General features: G+C 67.7%; 21 protein-coding genes. 13 read left to right on the forward strand and 8 right to left on the reverse strand.

Translation table 11 applies throughout. The features are described 5' to 3' along the window. The first annotated feature begins 301 nt into the window (after positions 1-301). From JOD60_RS05870 to JOD60_RS05885, 4 genes are read left to right on the forward strand one after another with little or no spacing between them, the layout of a single operon-like run. Positions 302-1,045: a TnsA-like heteromeric transposase endonuclease subunit gene (locus tag JOD60_RS05870; RefSeq protein WP_135950044.1), complete on the forward strand. Its 744-nt coding sequence runs from the start codon at positions 302-304 to the stop codon at positions 1,043-1,045. Further along, the gene (locus JOD60_RS05875; RefSeq protein ID WP_076689408.1) at positions 1,042-3,060 is read left to right on the forward strand and encodes a TnsB C-terminal domain-containing protein; all 2,019 of its coding nucleotides are present in this window, start codon (positions 1,042-1,044) and stop codon (positions 3,058-3,060) included. The genes JOD60_RS05870 and JOD60_RS05875 overlap by 4 nt, the downstream gene beginning before the upstream one ends. Then, the gene (locus tag JOD60_RS05880) at positions 3,057-4,157 is read left to right on the forward strand and encodes a TniB family NTP-binding protein (protein ID WP_076689410.1); all 1,101 of its coding nucleotides are present in this window, start codon (positions 3,057-3,059) and stop codon (positions 4,155-4,157) included. Before JOD60_RS05875 ends, JOD60_RS05880 begins: the two co-directional genes overlap by 4 nt. Positions 4,158-4,171: 14 nt before the next feature. Then, complete coding sequence (locus tag JOD60_RS05885; RefSeq protein WP_157127872.1) at positions 4,172-5,104, forward strand: hypothetical protein; 933 nt, start codon at positions 4,172-4,174, stop codon at positions 5,102-5,104. Between the two features lie 17 nt (positions 5,105-5,121). Here JOD60_RS05885 and JOD60_RS05890 read toward each other — a convergent pair whose 3' ends face one another. Next, a complete protein-coding gene (locus tag JOD60_RS05890; RefSeq protein WP_157127873.1) occupies positions 5,122-5,493 on the reverse strand; it encodes a hypothetical protein in 372 nt (123 codons plus the stop codon). A 21-nt stretch (positions 5,494-5,514) separates the two neighbouring features. On the opposite strand from JOD60_RS05890, the gene JOD60_RS05895 reads away from it, so the two are divergent. The 5 genes from JOD60_RS05895 to JOD60_RS05915 all read left to right on the forward strand — a co-directional run bounded on the left by JOD60_RS05895 (position 5,515) and on the right by JOD60_RS05915 (position 12,009). Then, positions 5,515-6,207, forward strand: coding sequence for a hypothetical protein (locus tag JOD60_RS05895; protein ID WP_157127874.1), 693 nt, complete (start codon positions 5,515-5,517; stop codon positions 6,205-6,207). A gap of 283 nt (positions 6,208-6,490) precedes the next feature. Next, the gene (locus JOD60_RS05900) at positions 6,491-7,099 is read left to right on the forward strand and encodes a PadR family transcriptional regulator (protein WP_076689416.1); all 609 of its coding nucleotides are present in this window, start codon (positions 6,491-6,493) and stop codon (positions 7,097-7,099) included. Between the two features lie 5 nt (positions 7,100-7,104). Beyond that, entirely contained in the window at positions 7,105-7,839 is a 735-nt protein-coding gene (locus JOD60_RS05905) for an ABC transporter ATP-binding protein (protein ID WP_076692075.1), read from the forward strand. 55 nt (positions 7,840-7,894) lie between these two features. After that, the gene (locus JOD60_RS05910) at positions 7,895-10,705 is read left to right on the forward strand and encodes an FtsX-like permease family protein (RefSeq protein ID WP_204981588.1); all 2,811 of its coding nucleotides are present in this window, start codon (positions 7,895-7,897) and stop codon (positions 10,703-10,705) included. Positions 10,706-11,160: 455 nt separating this feature from the next. Then, positions 11,161-12,009: a DUF8757 domain-containing protein gene (locus tag JOD60_RS05915; protein WP_084201917.1), complete on the forward strand. Its 849-nt coding sequence runs from the start codon at positions 11,161-11,163 to the stop codon at positions 12,007-12,009. Here the strand turns inward: JOD60_RS05915 and JOD60_RS17020 are convergent. Further along, positions 11,992-12,414 (reverse strand): DUF488 domain-containing protein, encoded by a 423-nt coding sequence (locus tag JOD60_RS17020; protein WP_076689425.1) that lies wholly within the window; start codon positions 12,412-12,414, stop codon positions 11,992-11,994. The two genes, JOD60_RS05915 and JOD60_RS17020, sit on opposite strands and share 18 nt — an antisense overlap. 753 nt (positions 12,415-13,167) lie before the next feature. On the opposite strand from JOD60_RS17020, the gene JOD60_RS05925 reads away from it, so the two are divergent. Further along, the gene (locus tag JOD60_RS05925; RefSeq protein WP_372430791.1) at positions 13,168-13,587 is read left to right on the forward strand and encodes a hypothetical protein; all 420 of its coding nucleotides are present in this window, start codon (positions 13,168-13,170) and stop codon (positions 13,585-13,587) included. Positions 13,588-13,608: 21 nt separating this feature from the next. Here the strand turns inward: JOD60_RS05925 and JOD60_RS05930 are convergent, their stop codons facing one another. Both JOD60_RS05930 and JOD60_RS05935 read right to left on the reverse strand, forming a co-directional pair. Next, positions 13,609-14,001, reverse strand: a complete 393-nt coding sequence (locus JOD60_RS05930; RefSeq protein ID WP_076689427.1) for a type II toxin-antitoxin system VapC family toxin — start codon at positions 13,999-14,001, stop codon at positions 13,609-13,611. Beyond that, positions 13,989-14,246 carry a type II toxin-antitoxin system Phd/YefM family antitoxin gene (locus JOD60_RS05935; RefSeq protein WP_076689429.1) on the reverse strand — a complete coding sequence of 86 codons (258 nt, stop codon included), beginning with the start codon at positions 14,244-14,246 and terminating at the stop codon, positions 13,989-13,991. The genes JOD60_RS05930 and JOD60_RS05935 overlap by 13 nt, the downstream gene beginning before the upstream one ends. A gap of 116 nt (positions 14,247-14,362) precedes the next feature. On the opposite strand from JOD60_RS05935, the gene JOD60_RS05940 reads away from it, so the two are divergent. Then, on the forward strand, positions 14,363-14,716 hold the full coding sequence (locus tag JOD60_RS05940) for a hypothetical protein (RefSeq protein WP_076692077.1): 354 nt from the start codon (positions 14,363-14,365) through the stop codon (positions 14,714-14,716). A 35-nt stretch (positions 14,717-14,751) separates the two neighbouring features. Here JOD60_RS05940 and JOD60_RS05945 read toward each other — a convergent pair whose 3' ends face one another. Then, entirely contained in the window at positions 14,752-14,907 is a 156-nt protein-coding gene (locus tag JOD60_RS05945) for a hypothetical protein (RefSeq protein ID WP_157127875.1), read from the reverse strand. Positions 14,908-14,986: 79 nt separating this feature from the next. Continuing rightward, complete coding sequence (locus JOD60_RS05950; protein WP_157127876.1) at positions 14,987-15,400, reverse strand: hypothetical protein; 414 nt, start codon at positions 15,398-15,400, stop codon at positions 14,987-14,989. 101 nt (positions 15,401-15,501) lie between these two features. On the opposite strand from JOD60_RS05950, the gene JOD60_RS05955 reads away from it, so the two are divergent. Beyond that, positions 15,502-15,735 carry a hypothetical protein gene (locus JOD60_RS05955; protein ID WP_076689434.1) on the forward strand — a complete coding sequence of 78 codons (234 nt, stop codon included), beginning with the start codon at positions 15,502-15,504 and terminating at the stop codon, positions 15,733-15,735. Between the two features lie 76 nt (positions 15,736-15,811). Here the strand turns inward: JOD60_RS05955 and JOD60_RS05960 are convergent, their stop codons facing one another. After that, the gene (locus tag JOD60_RS05960; protein WP_076689437.1) at positions 15,812-16,756 is read right to left on the reverse strand and encodes an aggregation-promoting factor C-terminal-like domain-containing protein; all 945 of its coding nucleotides are present in this window, start codon (positions 16,754-16,756) and stop codon (positions 15,812-15,814) included. Between the two features lie 289 nt (positions 16,757-17,045). Between JOD60_RS05960 and JOD60_RS05965 the strand changes: the two genes are divergently transcribed. Next, positions 17,046-19,175 (forward strand): glucose PTS transporter subunit IIA, encoded by a 2,130-nt coding sequence (locus JOD60_RS05965; RefSeq protein ID WP_076689439.1) that lies wholly within the window; start codon positions 17,046-17,048, stop codon positions 19,173-19,175. 80 nt (positions 19,176-19,255) lie between these two features. Here JOD60_RS05965 and coaBC read toward each other — a convergent pair whose 3' ends face one another. After that, positions 19,256-20,467, reverse strand: coding sequence for a bifunctional phosphopantothenoylcysteine decarboxylase/phosphopantothenate--cysteine ligase CoaBC (coaBC, locus tag JOD60_RS05970; RefSeq protein WP_076689442.1), 1,212 nt, complete (start codon positions 20,465-20,467; stop codon positions 19,256-19,258). Between the last annotated feature and the right edge of the window lie 39 nt (positions 20,468-20,506).

Consider the following 20,506-nt stretch of genomic DNA (forward strand, 5'->3'; position numbering starts at 1 on the left):
GCTGCCACAGCAAAACAACTACCGTGCAAGCACTCTATAACGACCAGATAACGGTCCACAAGACCTCGTCGTTATCTTTTTGTGATTCATTTCCGCCGTGTCGTGTCTCACTCCAGTTGTCCGATTCTCACGGACCTGTCGAGTCGTCTCATTCCAGTTGTCGGATTCTCACTCCAGTTGTCGGGAGAGCGGCGCGCCGCGTAGCGCTGCTCCGAGGCGGGAGTAGCTTGCGGTTCAAGCCGGGAGGTTCCACAGGAGCGCTCTGATCGGGTGCGGGATTCTCCGGAAGGGAGAGTTCTCCGTGACCTTGACCCAAGACTGGCTCGCCGCGATCGACGGGACGAACGCACTCGCGGCCACGATCGAGTTCTCCAGACACGGCATCGTCCAGCACGCAGACCCCGTCGACGCGGCGCACGTGATGTTCGAGGATGCGGATCCTGTACGCGAGTTCCCGTCGTGGCCGGGTAAGCGCAACTTCGAGGGCAAGCTGTGGATGGCCTCGACGAGCCGGCACGTTCCGTTCGAGTCGTTCTGGGAACGCTCGTTCCTGACCACGCTGGACCGGACGGGGGATGTCGTCGGGGTGTCGAGCCAGCCGATGTGGATCCGCTGGCGGTCACCGAAGCGCTCCCACGCACCCGACTACTTCGTGCGCCGCTCCGATGGGAGCGCGCTGCTCGTCGACGTGAAGCCGATCGAACTGATCAAGCCCGAGGACAGCATGAAGTTCGAACTCACCCGGCGCCTTGCCGCCGCACTGGGATGGTCCTATCTCGTCTTCGATCAGCTTCCCGGCGCCACCCAGGCGAACCTGCGCTTCCTGCTTCGGTACCGCGAGCCTGCGTGGCTGGAGGGCGTCGACATCGCCGCGCTCGGGCTCACCGGCCGGATGAGTCTGGGCTCGCTCGCGGCGGCCCTCAGTGGCGCCGCTCACTCCGGCGTCGGTGCCGCATATGCGCTCGTATGGAGCGGAGTTGCCGTGGCGGATCTACAGCGTCCCCTGTCGATGACGACCGTCGTCGACCTCGGAGCGGCATCATGACCATTCACCCGGGCGACATCATCCGGTGGCAGGGCGGAAGCCACCAGGTCGTCGCGATCCGACCCACCTACCTGACCCTGCGCGCCGTCGACGGCGACGGATACGACGTGGAGGTTCTCGCCGCCGATCTGCAACATGAGGCGGAACCTGCCGCACCGGCATCGCTCCGCTCACTGCTGGACCTGCGCAGCCTGCAAGACCTCGACGCGCGCGACCGCAAGATCGTCGACGTGTGGCTGGAGGAACTCGCCCGGTTCGACAAGCTCGTGGCGACAGGCGTGACCAAGCCCGCAGCGCGGCAGCAAGTCATCGACAGCGTCAACCGTCGTCTCGGAACCGACTACAGCCCCGTCAAGGTCTCGCGGCAACAACGCGCGCTCGAAGTGTTCGGGGTCAGCGGACTTCTCGATCGACGTCGCCACGGTCTGGCCGACATACCCGGGCGCTCCTACGACGAGCGCCTCATCGACGCGATCCTGACTGTCCAGGCCGGCCAGGAGCGGAAATCCACGGGCACCGGGACGCGACTGATCTGGCTCGTCCGCAGAGAGCTGGACGACCGCTTCGGCGAGGGCGTCGTGCCGATGCCGAGCCGCGCAACGATGTACCGGCTCCTGAACGAGCTCGATGCCGGCAAGCACACGCTGGGGACTGCCCGTGCCCGTCGCACGACGGCTAACCAACCGGATCACATGCACGGGGTCCGGTCGGGGGTGCGACCTGGTGAGCAGGTGCTCATAGACACGACGCCGATGGAGATCCTCGTCGAATGCGACGGTGAACCCGTCCGCCCCGATCTCACCTTGTTGCTGTGCGAGGCATCCCGGTCGGTGCTCTCCGGCATCGTCACCGTCGGCTCCCGCAGCATCGACCTGGTGGTGGTCCTCGCCCGCGCTCTCGTGCCGTACGCGTCCCGCCCCGACGGGGTGCGCGCGAACCGCCGTCAGGTATCTGAGGCATGGACCGGCACAGACGGACTCGTCGTCGAACGGTTCGAGGCGATGCGTGACGCGCAGCCGTACGTCTTCCCGGAGTCGATCACGACCGACCGTGGCGCGTCGTACGTGTCCCGGCACTTCTCGGATGCGTGCCGGACGTTGGGGATCTCACTCACCGTCAACGCCGAGTACTCGCCGACGCAGAAGGCGAAGATCGAGCGGATGTTCCGCACCATCAAGGACATGTTCACCCAGTACGCGATCGCGTTCCTCGGGCAGAGCACCGATATGCGCGGCGACGAGATCATTGCGACGAGTCAGCTGCTCACCCTCGAGCAGCTGCAGGAGCTGTTCGAAGACTGGGTTGCAGTGACCTGGCAGAACCGACCCCATAAGGCGCTGCGAGACCCCCGCAATCCTCGGCTGATGCTGACGCCGAACCAGATGGTCGCCGCGTACCGGGAGATCGCGCCAGAGTTGCAAGTCCCGCTGACGGCCGAGAAGTACATCGCGCTTCTCCCCACCGAGTGGCGGGTGATCAACCACTACGGCGTCGACATCGACCTGCGCGTCTACGACTCCACAGAACTCGGCCCGCTGCGGAAGAAGCGGTCACCGCATCATCGGCAGCAGGGCAGGTGGCCGTTCCACGTCGACCCATACAACCCGATGACGGTATGGCTGGAACTCGGCGACCAGTTCCTCCCGATGGACTGGCGATCTCCGTACAGCGGTGCTCCGATGGCCGACGAAGTGTGGCGGGTCGCCCGCGCACAAGCAGCCGCCCGCGGCGAGAGCGAGCCGAGCACCGACGACCTCAACGAAGTGATGCGCCGGTTCATGTACAAAGGCAACGTCCCTCCGACGAAGCGGCAGAAGAAGCGTTCCGTAAGCGCACGGACGGACCCGCTGGCGATCACCCACCAACTCCCACACATCGCCCCCGGAGGTCCACCGCGCGGCGAGCTAACGGCTGCAGACGACGACGGCGACAAGGAACCCAATGCGGTCGCATCGAAGCCGGCGTGGCCGGTCGCCGCACCGTTCGGGATGACCCGGTCGCCGGATGAGGCATGAGCGCGATGTTCGATGACCTGCTGGGAGACTTCGACTTCGACGCCCCGTCCACCGACTTCGACTACGCGACCAAGGAAGGGTGGCGCGAGTTCGTCGAGTTCGTCGCCCAACGGCCACTCTCGATAACCCTGGCCGAGTACGACGCGATGGACTCCTCGGAGCGTGCGCTATTCAACATCGCACGCGAAAGGTACATGACCCTCGGCGCCCGGGTCGCAACCCCATCGCTACGGCAGGTCGCGATCGCGATCCGCCACGCCATGACCGACAACCGCTCCCCGGACGCCAGCAGGTCCGGGGTGATCATCTCCGGCCGGCCAGGTCTCGGGAAGACCACCGCCGTCCAGGAGTTCGGGCGCGCATTCGAGCGAGCCCGACGGCAACGTGCCGGCAGCACGCCGCGCAACCTGATCCCCGTCGCCTATGTACCCGTACCCACGCACGCGACGGCGAAGACCATGATCACCAAGCTCGCCGACTTCTACGCCATCCCGTACTCCCGCAACGCGAACTACGAGATCCTCCTCAGCCGCGTGAGCCATGTGATGCGCGAATGCCGCACGGAACTCGTGATCATCGACGACATCCACCGGCTGGACCTGCACTACCGCGGCAACGAACAAGTCGCCGACGCGCTCAAGGAGCTGTCCGAACGGTGTCCCGGCACGATGGTCTACGCCGGGGTCGACGTCGCCCGCAACGGCCTGTTCTGGGGCTCCCGCGGCGAGCAGATCATGGCCCGATTCGAGCTGGTCAAGTTCGACACCTACGGGACTGGCGAGACCGCTGATGCCGCGGTGTGGGGACGAATCCTCGTCGACCTCGAAGACTCACTGTGTCTGATCTCGCAACCTGACGCGGAGATCCTCACCGTCGCTGCCGAACTCCGCGACCTATCCCGCGGTTCCATCGGCCGCGTCGCCAGAGCCATCCGCCGCGGAGCGCGCCGCGCCATCGAGCAACACACCGAACGGCTCGACCTCGACGACGTACTCACATCACTGGCGAAAATCCGTGAGGCAGAAGGGTGGATCGAGGAAGAAGAGAACCGGCCCTCACCACGGCCCAAACGAGGCCGGCCCGCTCGCGCGAAATGATGAGGAAGCTCCCCGTGCTCATCGAACCGTTCGCGGGAGAAACCGTCGGTAGCGTCTTCCGCAGGCTCGCCACCCGCAACGCCGTGCCGGCAGGGGAACTGTGGACGACCATCCGTCACGAGCGCCCGCGGCTGCCTCTGCGTACAACACCGGAGCTGGTGCCGCGCCTGGTCGAACAACTCGCCGACCTCCCACCCGGGTTCTTCGACAGTCGACGCGCTGATCGTCTTTTTGTCCGCTGCGTCCACGTCAACTGGCGACACAGCAACTGCTCGATGTGCGCGCCTCTGCCGGCCCCGATCACGAGATGCAGGCGCTGTACCAACGGTGAACCCGTGGAAGTGCGAACGCGGGCCGGGGCGGTGTGTGCACGACACCGCCGATGGCACTATGCGGGAGCAGACCGTGACCTCGCCCGCGCGGCCAACTTCTTTCGAGCCGAACGATGCCTCACAGGCACCCTCTGGGAACGCGGCATCGGCCCCGACACCGGCGAACTGGAACTCGCCACAACCCTCATCCGCGCCACCGATCTCGGACAGGAGGACGAATCTCATCGAACGGCGCTTGCGCGCCACTATCCCGAAGCAGTGCGTCTCGTCGCACTGGCAACGGAGCCGTGGGCGGAGCGATTCCTCGCGAACACGAACGTCGGCCCCATCCAGGTCGCCGCACTCGTGGAAGCAGCCGTGAACGCGGTGACCGCAGGCACATCTCACGACATCGACGCGGTCCGCGCCTCGTTTCACGCCGAAGGCCGCGAAACGGTCATCGGCCTCGACTGGCCCATGCGGCTCCGGCATGGCCGATCCCCGGGCCTGGACGACCTCGGTAGGAGAATCCTGACGTTCGCCCCGCGGGTCCGAGCCACACTCCTGCGCCACACCGACGCCCGCAAGCCTCCCGCACGGCAACCGCGCCCCTCATCGAGGCATGCACAGGTGTGAACACCCCGCTCCGCACGCTACCGATTCGACTCGAACTCATCGAGGGTGAGACCGTCGAGGGGTTCACGAAGCGGCTCGCCCAAGCTCACCAGTGCGAGGAACGCGACATCCGTCGAATCGTCCTGGACCACCTCGGTCGCAACTGGTGGCCCGTGGCGGATCACAGCGTCGTCGATCTCATCGAGCACCTCGCAGATCTGCCGCGCGGTGCGCTGCGCCCCAACTTCGAGACAGATGGCATGTGGGTCAGATGCGGCCACCGCAGCTGGCGCCCCGAGAAGTGCTCCAGATGCACCCGGTTCGCCGAACCCCGCACGGCATGCCTGGAGTGTTCCGGCGGCCTGGCCACCACGACGATCGCCCGCGGTGGTGCGCTCTGCCTCACCCATCACCACTGGGCGTACCGCGCCATGCACGCCGACGTGGTCGGCCTCGCCGACTACGAGAATGCGGAGCTCCTGCTGCGATCACAGCTCTGGAAGCGCGGGGTCGCCCTCCATACTGGCGAACTGGACCTCGCCGCAGCGTTCGTCCGTGCCTGGCACGAAGGGTCAGAGTCTCCGTCCGTCATCGACGACCGCATGGCGAGAATTGGCATCCCGCACCTCGACACCTACGAGAACGCGTTGCTCTGCGCGTACCCCGAGATCATCCGTTTGGCCCGCGTGCTCACAAACCCGCGTACGATCACCCCGATCCTGGATGTGACTACTTCCGCGCTCACTCAAGCCGATCGCCTGCTACCCGCCGTCGCGAAAGCGATCGGCGAGGAGCCCAACGACGCACTGCGCACCTTCACCATCAGCGCCGTCGGGTGTGCCCACCGGGCGATGTTGTACATGTACGGACTTCGTAGTTCGAAGCAGGTCAAGCACCAGCGATGCCCACTCAACCGCGCTCTCATTGCCGCGGCCCACCGTCAGCGCGCTTGCCTCCTCCGCCACGCCAACCCGAGACTCCTTCCCGACATCGCCGGGAAGACCGGCCAAGCTGCACCGCGCAGCCGCGTAATCCGCAACTGGGGATTCGAGCCAGACCCACTCGCGCTTTCACGAGCTGGTGTGCTCGCCACCGCATTCCGGCGACCGGCGGATGCTGTTTGACGGTGAGAGTTTCGCGATGTTAAGGGATGCGGTGCGCGCACGGCTTCGTCCCTGGCAGTTCAGGTTCGTGTTCCAGGAGCAGCGCTGGATGCCGGGTGAAGCAGCAGCGGCGCACACTCAACCGCGGGCTTGTCGTCGCCGCGCGTCGGCGACGAACGCTTCGTCTGTTGCACTCGACGGGACTGAGGTCGGACCTGCTGAAGGTGTTGCTGGTGCGATTGTGGGCGGCATCGCTATAGTTACTTGGTAATCGGAGTTACCCGGTAATTGTTGGGAGTCATTCATGTCAGTGAAGTTCGCGCTCTTGGCTTTGCTTTCGAGAGGACCGTCGACGGCGTACCAGTTGCGAAAAGACTTCGATGCGACGACAAGTCAGACCTGGCCGCTTAACATCGGTCAGGTCTCAACGACGCTGCAGCGGCTGCGTCGAGATGGACTGGTTGCTCAGGTAAGCACAGGCAGAGATCACGACCGGCTTGTCGGCGGTAGCGGCGACGAGCACGGTACGGTCACAGAGCCGTGGCAGCTCACCGCTGAAGGGCACGCGGAGCTCGATTCGTGGTGGCAACGCCCGGTATCTCGGCAGCATCGGGGGCGGGACGAACTGGTCGTAAAGCTGGCACTGGCGGTCATCGTCCCGGGCGTAGATGTCACAGCACTCGTGCAGGCGCAGCGCGCGGCTGTGCAGCGTTTGCTGCACGACGTCACTCGGGTGCGACGTGAGGTAGATGCCGCGGATGTGACCGCCCGGCTGGTGCTGGACAGCCACATCTTCCAGTCCGAGGCGGAGTTGCGATGGCTCGATGCGGTCGAGGAGACAGTCGCCCGCGCCAGTGAGCTCCCGTCCCGCGGTGCGTTGTCGATGGTCGCGCCCGCGCGGGTCCTCCGGTGAGCCCCATGGCAGGTAGCGTGCTCGATCTGCGCTCCGTTGAGAGGGTGCACGGCGTGGGGCCGACCGAGGTGCGCGCGCTGTCAGGCCTGGACCTGCGCGTGGATGCGGGCGAGTTTGTTGCCGTGATGGGGCCGTCGGGTTCGGGAAAGTCGACCCTGCTGCAGCTCGCGGGTGGCCTGGACGCGCCGACGTCGGGCCAGGTGGTCGTCGCCGGAGCCGATCTTTCGGGAATGTCGGTGACGCAGCGGGCGGTGCTGCGTCGACGCCAGGTGGGCTACGTGTTCCAGGACTTCAATCTGCTGCCTGCGTTGACCGCGGCGGAGAATGTCGCGTTCCCGCTGGAGTTGGATGGGATCTCTTCTCGGCGCGCGCGACGCGCGGCCCGGGAGGTGCTTGCGGAGGTCGGGGTCATCGAGTTGGCCGACCGCAGACCGGAGGAGATGTCGGGCGGGCAGGCGCAACGCGTCGCCATCGCGCGGGCACTCGTGGGGTCGCGCACGCTGATTCTCGCTGATGAGCCGACCGGGGCGCTCGACCAGGCGACCGGCACCGGGATCCTGCAGCTGCTCCGCGATCGCGCTGATCGTGGAGCGGCGGTGTTGATGGTCACTCACGAGGCTCGCTTCGCGGCCTGGGCGGACCGGACGGTGTTCCTGCGCGACGGGCGGGTTGCCGGGCAGACGGGCCCATCTGATGCCGATGTGCTGCTCACCGCGGATGTCTCCGATGGCCAGCAGTAGATTCTGGCGGCCGGCTGCGTTGCGACTGGCCACACGGGATGCGCGCCGACACTGGGTGCGCACAGTGCTAGCCACGCTCGTCGTCGCCCTGCCGGTGACCGCGCTGGTCGCAGGAACAGCACTGACGCAATCGGGGCCGCCCAGCCGTGATAGGGCACTGGAAGATATCCCGGATGGCGTGCAGGCCGTGGTTACGGCGACGGCAATCACGCGCGACGGATCGGTCTTCCCGCAACTTCCCGAAGGTGCCCCGGGGACATGGATCGATGACCTTGAGCAGGTGCCCGCGTCGCACGACGAGCTGGCGGCGCTGCTCCCGGAAGAAGATCGGCTGCTGGCGTTCTGGAACTCACCAACGTTGCTCGTCACGACCGGACTGAACGTTGCGCCGGGTGATCAATCCGAGGCTGGCGCTGGAGTGGAGGGCGTCGCCCTCGCCGAGGTCACTTCCGCCGTCCTGCAAGAGGCGGAGCAAGAGGCCTTGCCGTTCTTACTCCCCTCCCTGTCGGCGGGGGCTGCCCCGGCGGACGCGACGGAGGTCGTCATCACGACTGCGCTCGGCGCGCGCCTCGGCATCGGCGTGGGCGACACTCTGACCTGGGTCGCACCCCCGTTTAACGGCTGGTATAGCACCGGCGGTCGCATCGGCGAAGTGATCCAGGACTCGCAGCGCGCCTACCGTGTCTCGGGCCTCGTCGACGACACCGCGCTACGGGGCTGGGCAATCGACGGATGGATCTCCGCGATGGCCAAGGCCGACCCGGCCGGGGTCGACGGACACTGGCTCGTCGTCGGCGACGAACCAGTGACCTGGGACATCGCTCAGCACCTAAATGAACTGCAGGCCTTCGCCGTGTCGCGGAATGTGCTCGAGAACTACCCGAGCGCCGACGAGCTCTACCCCGTGGAAGTAGACACGGCCACGGCAGTCACCCAGGCCGCAACGACACTGCTGACAGGCATCCTCGGAGCGGCCCTCGCACTGCTGTTGGTCACTCCCGCGTTCGCCGTGTCGGCCGAGCAGTCTCGCCGCACGCTCGGCATGGCCGCAGCGGCAGGAGCGGCCCCCGCCGACCTGCGGCGAACGCTCACGGCGCAGGGCCTGGGTATCGGTCTCGCCGGGGGGCTGCTCGGCGTCGCACTCGGCGCCGCAGCAGCCGTCACCGCAGTCACAGTGCTCGGGGTCGGTCCCGAGGTCGCCGATCCGACCGGCCGCTTCCCCTGGAAGGTCGCCGTCGCCGCCATCTTCGTCGCCGTAGTCGTCGGCATCGTCGCAACGCTCGGGCCAGCGCGCCGCGCTGCGCGGCTTCCGGTGGTCGACGCTCTCAAGGACCTCCCTGCGCAGTCGCGTCGACAAAGCCGGCGCGTCATCACTGCGGTGGCAGGGCTGGTGCTGCTCATCGCTGCGGCCGTCGCCGGGGCAGCGGCACTGACCGGCGCCGCCCCCAGCGGCGGGTACGTTGCGTCGGGCACGGTGCCCGTCTCCTCGGCGCTACCGCTCGCGATGCTGGTGCTGTGCCTGTTGCTCGCGGTCGCGGGCCTGCTGGTCACCGTCCGTGCACTCCTCAGCCTTGCCTCACGAGCCGCTGGCCGCCTGCCCGCCGTCTGGCGTCTCGCCGTACGCGATGCCGCTGACCACCGCTCGCGGTTCCTGCCCGCCGCCAGCGCCGTGCTCGTCGCGGTGGCCGCAGCATCCTTCCTCACCGTCACGACGGGCTCGTCGGTTGCGAACCAGCGAGACCAGACCGGTGAGATGGTCGCCGCTGGCCACCTCGTCCTCGGCGTCCAGGTACCCGTCAGCGAAGGGTTCGATCGCCTCGTGCTCGCCGACGCGATTGACACGCTCGCCGACGAGCTACCCGTCACCGGCAACGTCGCAATCCGCACCACCGACAGCGACGGCAGACTCCATCTCGGCCTCCTGCCCGCCGAGGGCGCGCAGTGCCCCGACGGTGAGGAACCCGACACCGCTTCCGCAACCAGGCCCGGCACCTCCGTGACGTGCGTGCCCTACGAACGTGCCTACGTTCCCGGACTGTCCGTGGCATGGTGGGGCGGCACCGATGTGTACGTCCTCGACGGCGATGCACTGCGCGCATCCGGGCTGTCCGGCTCTGAGGAGGCCGCGGCAGTGCTCGACGCCGGCGGCGTCGTTGTCAACAACGCCGCTCGGATCGGTGCTGACGGTACCGCCCGCATCGCCGTCAGCACCGAGCGTGCACCTACCGAAGCGGACGCGGATCGGATTGTGTCCTTGGACGCCGTCTTCTTGCGCGGCTTCGCGCCCCCGCTCACGATCTCGGCCGACGCTGCTCAGGCGCTCGGCATCGACTCCTTCGAGTACGTCGGTGAGTACGTCACCACCTCCCGGCCACTCACCTTGAGCGAGATCGCCGCCGCCCGCTCCCTACTCGACGAGCGCACCTCGCTGGTCTGGATCGGCGAAGCACAGAACCCGCGCCCGTGGGGACGCGACGACGCGCTGCTCCCGATCCTCGCCCTCACGCTCCTCGCGACCCTCGCGACTGCGATCACCCTCACCCTCGCCCGGTCACAGGGCGCCAGGGACGCCGCAACCATGCACGCCGTCGGCGCCACCAACGGCTTCCTCCGCCAGTACGGCCTCGTGCAGGCCGGAGTGGTGCTGCTCACGGGCATACCACTCGGGATCATCACCGGCATCGCCCTCGGTACCCTCCAGATCGAATGGAATCGGCGCGCGCAGTCCGGCGGTGCTTGGCTCGACACCATTCCCCTCTGGGGCGTGCAGGCGGGCATCGTGCTCGCCGTCGTCATCCCCGCCCTCGCTGTCGCGCTCATCGCAGCCCGGCCGCCGCGGGGGCTCGTGCGCCGACCCACCGACTGACGCCGTAACCACGAGCCGTCTACCGAGGGCACCGAGTCGTAGCAGACCTGCCCCTCTACGGGATCAGCGACGGACGCCTCCTCGCCGCACACACTCTTCCCGATGATGCGAGCTTTCGTTGTTTGCTCGTCGCCCTGCGTAGCGCTCGGTGAGCTCGCCTTCCGACGTCGGCTGCGTCGACGGTGACAGGTGTGCGCTGCGATCCATCTCAAGTCGTGTGAGATAGGCACGCCCCTCCGTCGTTCAGATCAAACGAGAAAACCCCAGGTCAGCTACCCTGCCACCGGACAACTGTCGTGATATCCGACACGCCGCATAGCTCGCGCCCAGGAATAGTCCGATGGCAAGCCATCTGACGTTTCTGCGATCGATTCTGTGGGGTCGTGGGATGACCTGTAGTTTCTGTCAACCGATTTGTCGTTCGGATGTCGGACGCCACCCCTACGGTGAGCGTCATGCAGGTCATGTCCGAGACGGCGCGGGTGCTCATCACCGTGAAGGCATCGCCCCAGCCGTCAGCGAGGTATGGCGACACGGTGTGCGTCGCCGGCATTCGTGTCGATGGTGGGCGCGCAGAGTGGGTGCGTCTCTACCCGCTTGCGTTCCGGTGGATGGGCGTGGAGCAGCAGTTCAAGAAGTTCGACCTCATCGACGTCGAGGTGCGGCGCGAGACCAAAGACAGCAGGCCGGAGAGTTACCGTCCCGACATCGACAGCATCAGGATCGTCAAACACCTCGATGACTGGAAGGAGCGTCAGCCCTTCATGGAGCGGGTCGCGCGCACTTCAACGTGCGCGCTCAGCGCCGCGGCCGCTGAGCACCACGATGCGCCCTCGCTCGGGATGGTGACGGTCAAAGCGGTCGAGCGGTTGAGGGTCGAGCCGTTCGGCGAGTGGAGCGATGCCCAGAAGGCTCGCATCGCTGCCGCAGCCAACCTTGCACCGCTGTCGCTGTTCGGGGATACGACGAAGACCCCGCCGGAGCTGAAGGCGCCGAGGTTCATCGCCCGCTACGAGTACCACTGCACCGCCGACGGATGCCCAGGGCACGTGGGTCAGATTCTGGACTGGGAGCTGACAGCCCTGCAGGGGCGACTGCGCCGCGAGAGCGACACGGATGCGATCGCGCCGATCGAGCGGAAGTTCCTCACACAGATGTTCGGGCCGGGTCGACAGACATCGTTCTTCATGGGCAACTTTGAGGATGCGCGCAAACGCCACAGCTTCAGCGTGCTCGGGGTCTACTACCCGCCGGAGGGCATCGGAACCAGCGTGGGCTTGTTCGATCTAGACCAGGACGGCTGAGCCCGCCACGGCGGCGATGACCTGCTCGCGGTGACAGTGAGCCTGGTCGGCTTCGAAGCACAGCACGGCTACGGCACGCTCCTCAGCGAGAGCCGCCAAGTCGCGAACAGCGGCGGCGCCGTCGCCGCTGCTGATGATCTCGCGGTAGCGCGCCCGTGCCGTTGCGCCGGCATCTGACGAAGCGTCGGCATAAGCCGCTCGGTTGTCCTTCGGGTTGCCGAGCCTGCGGTCGTGAAGGTAGCGAATTCCCGCCGCCGACAGCGCCTCCGAGAGGGCGCGCTTGGAGAAGCCCGGCTTGCGAGACAAGGGCGTCATCCTGACATCTACGAGCACTTCAACGCCATCAGCCTGCAGGCGTGCGACCAACTGGTCGACGCTGAGGCCCTCATATCCGATGCCGATCACTCCATGCTCCTTCCGACTTGCGCGGACCCGCGCGCGCTGGGCCCGGACTCGACAGGTCGTTGAGCACGTCCGCGCCCCCGCGCGCGCGACGAATTCTCTCCCACAGACGCTGCACATGTGCGTGCGGCCGCGTCGACGGAGTTGTTCCTGCCGAACCTGAAAAGCGAGCGCCTGCAGCGACTCGTCACTCCGGGCAGCTAGCTTCATGTAACGAATATATTCGTTACAACGCACGCTCGGGCATGCCCTGGCGGCAACACTGTGCGTGGCGGTCGAGCTCTTGCGGCGTCAGGAACTCTCCAACTAAACATCTCGTCGAGATCAGAGAGCAGATGACGTTGAAGCACTGGGAGCCAACCACCTAGACGAACGCGCCGCACGCGCGCGTGGATCACCGCCGTGAATTGACCGACGTGGTCGAGGTCGCGTTCGAGACCGTCGACCGGGTTCGGACTCCGAAGTCATGGAAGCACAAGAAAAACGACACGGGCCAGTACTGAGCGGCGACGACCGGAGGCATGTCTGGTTCGCGTCGCTCTACGAGCGTGTCGCGCTCAGGCAGCTTGACCGCGACCCGCGGGTCGCAGCGATCTCATCGCAGCCGATGGGGATCTACTGGACAGGAACTGCGCGCAGCTTTGTGCCCGACTTCTTCGTACGGTTCCGCGACGGATCGGCTGCGCTTGTCGACGTGAAGCCCCTTGCTCGCATCGAGCCCGATGATGCTGAAGCCTTTGACTGGACATCAGGATATTGGGGCGCATTGAGGCCGAATGGAGCACGCTTTCGCCGAATGCACGTGTGCCGCCGATATTTCAGACCAGTAGTGCAACCGTGACGAATACGTCGGTGCGGATAAGGTGGAGCGTGATCGATCGACCTGAAATCGTCTGCATCTGCGGCTCCGCCCGGTTCGTCGATGAGATGCGCGCGGAGAATCGCACGTTGACACTCGGCGGCATCATCGCCCTCGCGCCAGGCGAGGTGGGCGGAGTTGTGTCGGAAGAGCAGAAAGCGGCGCTCGACGCACTGCACCTGTCGAAGATCGATCTGGCTGATCGCATTCTCGTGGTCAACCCTGGCGGCTACATCGGTGAGTCGACGAGCAGGGAGATCGCCTACGCGCGAGCGGCCGGCAAGCCGGTCTCGTTCACCGACCGCGTCGCACAGTGATCCCAGCGCCTCGGCCGCGCGTCACGCGCGAATCTCGACGCCGGGCAGATCTCTGAAACGTGCTCTGGCATCCCGGGAGATGAGTAGGCGGCCCGACTGCCGGGCGTGTGCGGCGATGATGAGGTCATGCGCGCCCCGTGGGCGCCCGCGCTGCCTCACGTGATCGAGCAGCACGGCGTGCTCCTCGGCGGTCGACGTCGTGTAGGAGAGCACCTCGATCGCCTCCTCGACGTCGTCGACGAATAATTCGCGCGCTGACCGGCGGCGCTCATCCGAGGCGAGCACGCCGTGACGGAGTTCGGCGAGGGTGATCGCTGCGATCGCGAGGTCGTCGGACTCAGCGATCTGCCAGACGCCGGTCCCGTGCCGATCGAGCTGGATGAGGGCGTTCGTGTCGAGGATCAGTCGCGCCACGGGTCCCCGTTGTCCGGGGTGAGTATGTCGCGGGCACTCTCCGCATCGGCGGCGAAGTCGTCATCGAGAGCCAGGTGTCCGGCGCGCCGCTGGAGAAAACTCCCGACGGTTCGGGCGGCAGCAGGCATGATCCGCGCGACGACGCGGCCATCGCGGACGATCGTGAACTCCTCGCCGTCGCGTTCGATCCGATCGAGCAACGCGGAGAACCCTCGGGAAGCGTCTCTCGCGGTGATGGTTGCCATGCCGCGATCATACCCCGATGTCAGACACGTCTGACAGGCATCGCGCTGGCGAGGATGCCAAGATGAACACAGCCGCGCGGGCCTTCGCGGGGCATCGGAGTCAGGAGGTACGGCAGATGGCTGGCACTCGACCTTTCGGGGTGACCCTCGTCGCGATCATCGCGTGGATCAACGGCGCGTGGGACATCCTCGTCGGGATCTTCTCGATCCTTCCCGGCGGCACGTCGATCTGGGCCGGGCCGTTCCTCATCGTGTTCGGCATCATCACGATCCTCGTGAGCCTCGGCCTGTTCGGCGGACGCAACTGGGCGCGCGTTCTGACGGCGATCCTCTTCGTCCTGAACCTTCTCGGCGCTGTCGCGCTGCTGTTCCAGGGCCAGATCTGGCAGGGCATCGGCGGGGCGATCCTGCCGGTGATCGGTCTCGCGCTGCTGTTCTCGGAGCGCGCCAACGCGTTCTTCCGCAGCTGACGTAGCGGAGCCGCTGACGCAGTCGGCCCGACGCGTCAGGCGACGCGGTACAGCAACTCCCCGTGAAGGACGGAGAACCAGCCGTCGTCATCTGCGGCCCACGCGCGCCATCCCTCACTGATGGACTGCAGGTCGGCGCTCGTGGCGAGGCCGCTGTCGATGATCTGATGGGCGATGGCGGAATCGACCATGCGGTCGGCCCACATCCCGCCCCACCACGCACGCTCGTCGGGAGGTCGATGTCTGGGTCGTGCGGCGGCGTGCGGGAGCTCAGTCCAGCGTGACCGTGTACACGTCAGGCCACTCTTCGAAGCGGATCTCGACGGTGATCGTGTCGCTCGTGACGCCGGCGGGCAGATCGAATTCGTGGGTGGTCGGCGCCATGTCTGCCGAGCAGGGGTCGTTGGGGGAGGGCCCGAACGTCACGGAGACGCGGTCGTCCTCGGCGGCGTCGATACTGCTCGCCACGACCGGGCAACTCGAACTGCCCATGGTCACGATTGCGAACGACTCGCCACGCTCGATCCACGCGGCCGTGGGCGTCCAATCCAGCGGGTCGAGCGTGACGCCGTCCGGGATGCCGGGGTGAACGGATCCGATGCCAGGAGACGGCGCACAGCCGGCAACCGTGACAAGCATCACCGATAAGGCAGCGGCCGACACCAGGCGAGCGACGACAGTCATGCTGTTCATGTTGGCGCATCGCCGGGCTGACGCCGAACTCCCGCCCGGCCGAGGGCCGGGCGGGAGTTCATGCGCGGGGTCGCCCCGGGTCAGCGTCGCGGGTGCGACTCCGCCACGCGGCGTCGGACGAGGACGGTCGCGATGCCGAGCCCGGCGAGCGTAAGGCCCACCCATCCCAGCAGGAGGGCGCCGTGCCGCCCGTCACCGCGAGGGTGCCGCCGGTCCCTGCCGTCCCCGGGCCGACCGGCGCGACCGGAGTCGGAGTCGGGGTCGAGGTGGGCGTCGGGGTGACGCTGACCGGTGCGTTCTCGATCGCGCCGACCGCGGCATCCTGATGCGTGTCGTCGAGGACGATGGTGAACGTCGCGTCCGTGCGCTGGTAGCCGGCGCGGCGGACGCGCGCGCGGAGGGTCAGTACCAGCCGGTGGACTGCGAGTGGCCCCACGCGCCGCACGGCGTGCCATAGCGGTCGGAGATGTAGCCGAGGCCCCACGCGATCTGTGTCGCGGGGTTCGTCTGCCAGTCGGCGCCGGCGGACGCCATCTTGCTGCCGGGGAGCGCCTGAGGGATGCCGTAGGCGCCGCTCGGGTTCGCCGCGTTCACGCGCCAGCCCGACTCCTTGTCCCACAGCGACACGAGGCACGCGAACTGGTCGTCGCCCCAGCCGTAGTTCGCCGCCATCATCGACTGCGCGATGCCCTGGGCCGAGCCCGGGTCGACGTTGATGTTGACCGCCGGCGCGGATGCCGCGGCCGACGCCTTCTTCGCAGCGGCGGCCGCCTCGGCGGCCGCCTCGGCCTCGGCCTGCGCCTGAGCGGCGGCCGCAGCAGCGGCAGCCTCGGCGGCGGCCTGAGCGGCGGCGGCTTCGGCGGCAGCCTTCGCGGCGGCCTCCTCCTCGGCCTTGCGCTGCTTCGCCTCGTCGAGGGCTGCACGCAGTCCCGCGGTCTCGCCGCGCACCGCGGCGGTCTCCGCGACGGCATCGGCGGTCAGCGCGGGAATCATGAGGGTCGGTGTCACATCCAGCGCCTCGAGCTTGTCGACCAGGTCGCTGAGATCGGAGGTGTCCACGACGATGTCGGAGGTGCCGACATCGAGACCGGATGCCGTGATGTCCATCGACACCTTGCTCGCGCCGGCGATCGCCGCCTGCGCCTTCACCAGTGCCGTCTGGCCGTCCGCGGTGATCACGCTGAGCGGTGCCGACACCGTCTGGGCCGCGGCGGAGTCCCGCTGGGCGGCCGGCGCCGCGTCGGCGGCGAAGGAGGGGAGGGCCCCCGAGGTGGTCGTGGCAATTCCGGCGACGAGACCGAGGCAGACGAGCGCAGGCGTGACGGAGCGAAGTGCGAGACGGGGCATAAGAGATGTACTTCCGGGTGAATCAGCACCGCAGCAGCACGGAAGGCCGGCAGTGCGCGTCCTCGGGTGGACACGAAGGTCACAGCTTCACAACAGTTTCTGGACGTCCCCGGCGCAGAACCTGGACAGAACCTGAACGCGCCGCCGTGGGCGACGAGCCTGCGCACCCGCGATCACCCGGTATCCGCCCTCGCGATGGAGGGCCTATCGACGCGTCATCACGCCGGTATAGAGTCGTGAACACAGGCGGTTCCCAGGCGGCATCCGTTCACTCCGGAGGGGCAGAACCATGGCATCGAATTCCGCATCCGACATCGTCGACGCGGTCGGCGGACCCGGCAACATCGCGAGTCTCACGCACTGCGCGACGCGACTGCGATTCCAGCTCCACGACGGCGACAAGGCCAGCAAAGAGGCCGCCGAAGCCGTGCCCGGCGTGCTCGGCGCGGTGCCGCAGGCCGGCGACCGCTTCCAGGTGGTCATCGGCGGCGGCGTGCAGAACGTCTACAACGAGATCATGGCGCTGCCCGAGATGGCCGGCGCCGCCGGTGCTGCGGCGGGCGGTCGCGACGGCGAGTCGGATGCCGACATCAAGGCCCGCGAGCGCGCGAAGGGTCCGCGAGGCACGAACGCATGGCTCGACAGTCTCTTCGAGTTCCTCTCCGACTCGTTTCGCCCGATCCTCGGTGCGCTGCTCGGCGCATCCCTGTTCATCACCTTCATGGCGCTCATGGCGACCCTCGAGGTGATTCCGGCGTGGAACGCTCCGGGTGTCACCCTGCCGCCGTCGTGGGCGTTCGTGAACCTGATGTGGCAGTGCGTGTTCGTCTTCCTGCCGCTCATGGTCGCCTACAACGCCTCCGCCAAGATCGGCGCCGACCCCTGGGTGGGCTTCGCGATCATGGCCGTGCTCATGCTGCCCGGGTTCACCGGTCTCGCCGCCGGGGTCGACAAGACGGCGCTGTTCGGCTTCGAGCAGGCGCAGGTCGCGATCGTGCAGGTGTGGGGCCTTCCCATGCCGATCGCCGACTACTCGTCGCAGGTGTTCCCACCGCTGCTCATGGCGGCCGTCCTCGGCCCGCTGTACAAGGGGCTCAAGAAGCTCATCCCCGACAACCTGCAGCTGATCTTCGTGCCGTTCCTCGCGATGCTCATCATGATCCCGCTGACGGCGTTCCTCATCGGCCCCATCGGCGTCTACGTCGGCGCGGGTCTTGCCAGCGCCCTCGCCGCGATCAACACGTTCTCGCCGTTCATCTTCGCGATCATCATCCCGCTGGCCTACCCGTTCATGGTGCCGCTGGGCCTGCACTGGCCGATCAACGCGATCATGCTGCTGAACATCCAGACGCTCGGCTACGACTTCATCCAGGGCCCGATGGGCGCCTGGAACTTCGCGTGCTTCGGCGCGACCGCCGGTGTGCTCTTCCTCGCCTGGCGCGAGAAGGACAAGGATATGAAGCAGACCGCGACGGGCGCGCTCGCCGCGGGCCTGCTCGGCGGCATTTCGGAACCGTCCCTCTACGGCATCCATCTGCGGTACAAGCGCATCTATCCGAGGATGCTGGTCGGCTGCCTCACCGGTGGCCTCATCATCGGCATCGGTTCGCTGATCCTGGGCCTTCCGAACGGCATCACGACGCAGGCGTTCGTCTTCACGTCGCTGCTCACGATCCCCGCGTTCGACCCGATCGGGCTGTACATCATCGCGGTCGCCGGCGCGTTCATCGTCGCGATGCTGCTCATCATCTTCTCGGGCTACAAGGATCCGGCGGATGCCGCCGCGCCCGCCGCGGCGACCGCGGGCGCCGGCGCGGCCACCACGGGAGCCGCCCGCGACACGATCCCCGCCGTCGCCGGAGGGCAGGAGCTCGCCGGAGTCGCGGGTGAAGGCGCCGCCGTGGCGCCCGCCGCCGCGACGGCCACCGCCGTCGCCGAACCGGATGCCGGGGTCGGCGCGCTCCTACAGGTGGCCTCGCCGCTGGACGGCACCGTCGTCCCCCTCGACACGGTGCCCGATCCGGTGTTCGCCGGCGGAGTGATGGGCCCGGGCGTCGCGATCGAGCCGACGGGCGACACCGTCTACTCGCCGGGCGCCGGTGTCGTCGCGGCCGCTCAGCCGACCGGGCACGCGTTCGGGCTGCAGCTGGACAACGGCGCCGAGGTCCTCATCCACGTCGGCATCGACACGGTGAACCTCAAGGGCGAAGGCTTCGACGTCAAGGTCCGAAACGGGGACCGCGTCGAGGTCGGCACCCCGCTCGTGAGTTTCGACAGGGCCGTCATCGAGAAGGCCGGCTACCCGCTCATCACCCCGGTGATCGTGCTCAACGCCGACCAGTTCGACACCGTCGACCCGGTCGCGCTCGGCCCGACGACGCACGGCGCTCCGCTCCTGGTCATCCAGCAGAAGGCGTAATCGCCGGTCCTCTCGTTTCGGGGAGCGCAAATGGCTCCCCGAACCGGGTTTCGGGAACCGTTTGCGCTCCCCGAACGGGGTCAGCGCGCCGCGGCGACCGCGTCCCAGACGGCATCGGCGACGGCGCGTTTGGTGCCCGCGGCATCCGCCACGACCTCACCTCGGGCGTCGAGCAGCAGCACGCGGTTCTCGGCCGCCTCGAAGCCCTCGTCCCACGAGACGCGGTTGACGGCCAGCAGGTCGACGCCTTTGCGGGCGCGTTTGCGGCGGCCGCGCTCGAGCAGCTCGGCGTCGTCCGACGCGGTCTCGGCGGCGAACCCGACGATCGTCTGGCCGGGTCGGCGGGCGGCGACGAGCCCCGCCAGGATGTCGGGGTTCTCCACGAGGTCGAGCTGCAGGGGACCGTCCTCTTTGCGCAGCTTGTGCGCGGCGACCTCGGCGGCCCGGTAGTCGGCGACGGCGGCGACCATCGCGACGATATCGGCGCGGGCCGCGGCATCCGTCATCGCGGCCTCGAGGTCCGCGGCGGTCGACGCGTGCACGAGGGTGATGTGCGGATGCCGCGTGGCCGCATCGAGCACGCCGTCGTCCACGTGGGCCGCGACGAGCGTCACGTCGGCGCCCCGGTCGGCCGCCGCCAGCGCGAGCTCGGCGCCCTGCCGTCCGCTGGAGCGGTTGCCGAGGAACCGCACCGGGTCGATGGGCTCACGCGTGCCGCCCGTCGACACGGCCACGCGTCGGCCGGCGAGGTCGTCGTGCGCGGCGGTGCCGGCGGCGACTGCGAGCGCTGCCGCGACGATCTCGTCGGGCTCGACCATGCGTCCCGGGCCGCTGTCGCCGCCGGTGAGCGGACCGTCGGCGGGGCCGACGACGTGCACGCCGCGCCCGCGCAGTGTCTGGATGTTCTGCTGCGTCGCGGCGTGCTCCCACATCGCGGTGTGCATCGCGGGCGCGACGACGACCGGCGCCGTGGTGGCGAGGAGTGTCACCCCGAGCAGGTCGTCGGCGATGCCCGCCGCCATGCGGGCGAGGGTGTTCGCGGTCGCCGGCGCGACGATCACGAGGTCGGCGGACGTCCCGAGCGCCACGTGGCGCACCTGCGCGACGTCCTCGTGCACGCTCGTCGTGACAGAATTCCTGCTGACGGCCTCCCACGTGGCCGTCCCGACGAACCGCAGCGCATCCGCCGTGGGTACGACGTGCACCTCGTGACCGCTCGTCACGAGGGTGCGCACCACCTGCACCGTCTTGTACGCGGCGATGCCGCCCGTCACACCCACGACAACGAACATGGTCCGATCCTCCCACGCGCCGGGAGGCGGGCGGAGAGG

The sequence above is a fragment of the Microbacterium aurum genome (genome assembly GCF_016907815.1).
Classification (GTDB): domain Bacteria; phylum Actinomycetota; class Actinomycetes; order Actinomycetales; family Microbacteriaceae; genus Microbacterium; species Microbacterium aurum.

Coding starts and splice junctions, on each gene's coding strand:
- JOD60_RS05965 (WP_076689439.1), top strand. CDS start 17,046: ATGGCATCGAATTCCGCATCCGACATCGTCGACGCGGTCGGCGGACCC.
- JOD60_RS05915 (WP_084201917.1), top strand. CDS start 11,161: ATGCAGGTCATGTCCGAGACGGCGCGGGTGCTCATCACCGTGAAGGCA.
- JOD60_RS05880 (WP_076689410.1), top strand. CDS start 3,057: ATGAGCGCGATGTTCGATGACCTGCTGGGAGACTTCGACTTCGACGCC.
- JOD60_RS05900 (WP_076689416.1), top strand. CDS start 6,491: ATGTCAGTGAAGTTCGCGCTCTTGGCTTTGCTTTCGAGAGGACCGTCG.
- JOD60_RS05960 (WP_076689437.1), bottom strand. CDS start 16,756: ATGCCCCGTCTCGCACTTCGCTCCGTCACGCCTGCGCTCGTCTGCCTC.
- JOD60_RS05895 (WP_157127874.1), top strand. CDS start 5,515: ATGCACGCCGACGTGGTCGGCCTCGCCGACTACGAGAATGCGGAGCTC.
- coaBC (WP_076689442.1), bottom strand. CDS start 20,467: ATGTTCGTTGTCGTGGGTGTGACGGGCGGCATCGCCGCGTACAAGACG.
- JOD60_RS05875 (WP_076689408.1), top strand. CDS start 1,042: ATGACCATTCACCCGGGCGACATCATCCGGTGGCAGGGCGGAAGCCAC.
- JOD60_RS05935 (WP_076689429.1), bottom strand. CDS start 14,246: ATGGCAACCATCACCGCGAGAGACGCTTCCCGAGGGTTCTCCGCGTTG.
- JOD60_RS05945 (WP_157127875.1), bottom strand. CDS start 14,907: ATGGTCGATTCCGCCATCGCCCATCAGATCATCGACAGCGGCCTCGCC.
- JOD60_RS05905 (WP_076692075.1), top strand. CDS start 7,105: ATGGCAGGTAGCGTGCTCGATCTGCGCTCCGTTGAGAGGGTGCACGGC.
- JOD60_RS05940 (WP_076692077.1), top strand. CDS start 14,363: ATGGCTGGCACTCGACCTTTCGGGGTGACCCTCGTCGCGATCATCGCG.
- JOD60_RS05890 (WP_157127873.1), bottom strand. CDS start 5,493: ATGGGTGAGGCAGAGCGCACCACCGCGGGCGATCGTCGTGGTGGCCAG.
- JOD60_RS05950 (WP_157127876.1), bottom strand. CDS start 15,400: ATGACTGTCGTCGCTCGCCTGGTGTCGGCCGCTGCCTTATCGGTGATG.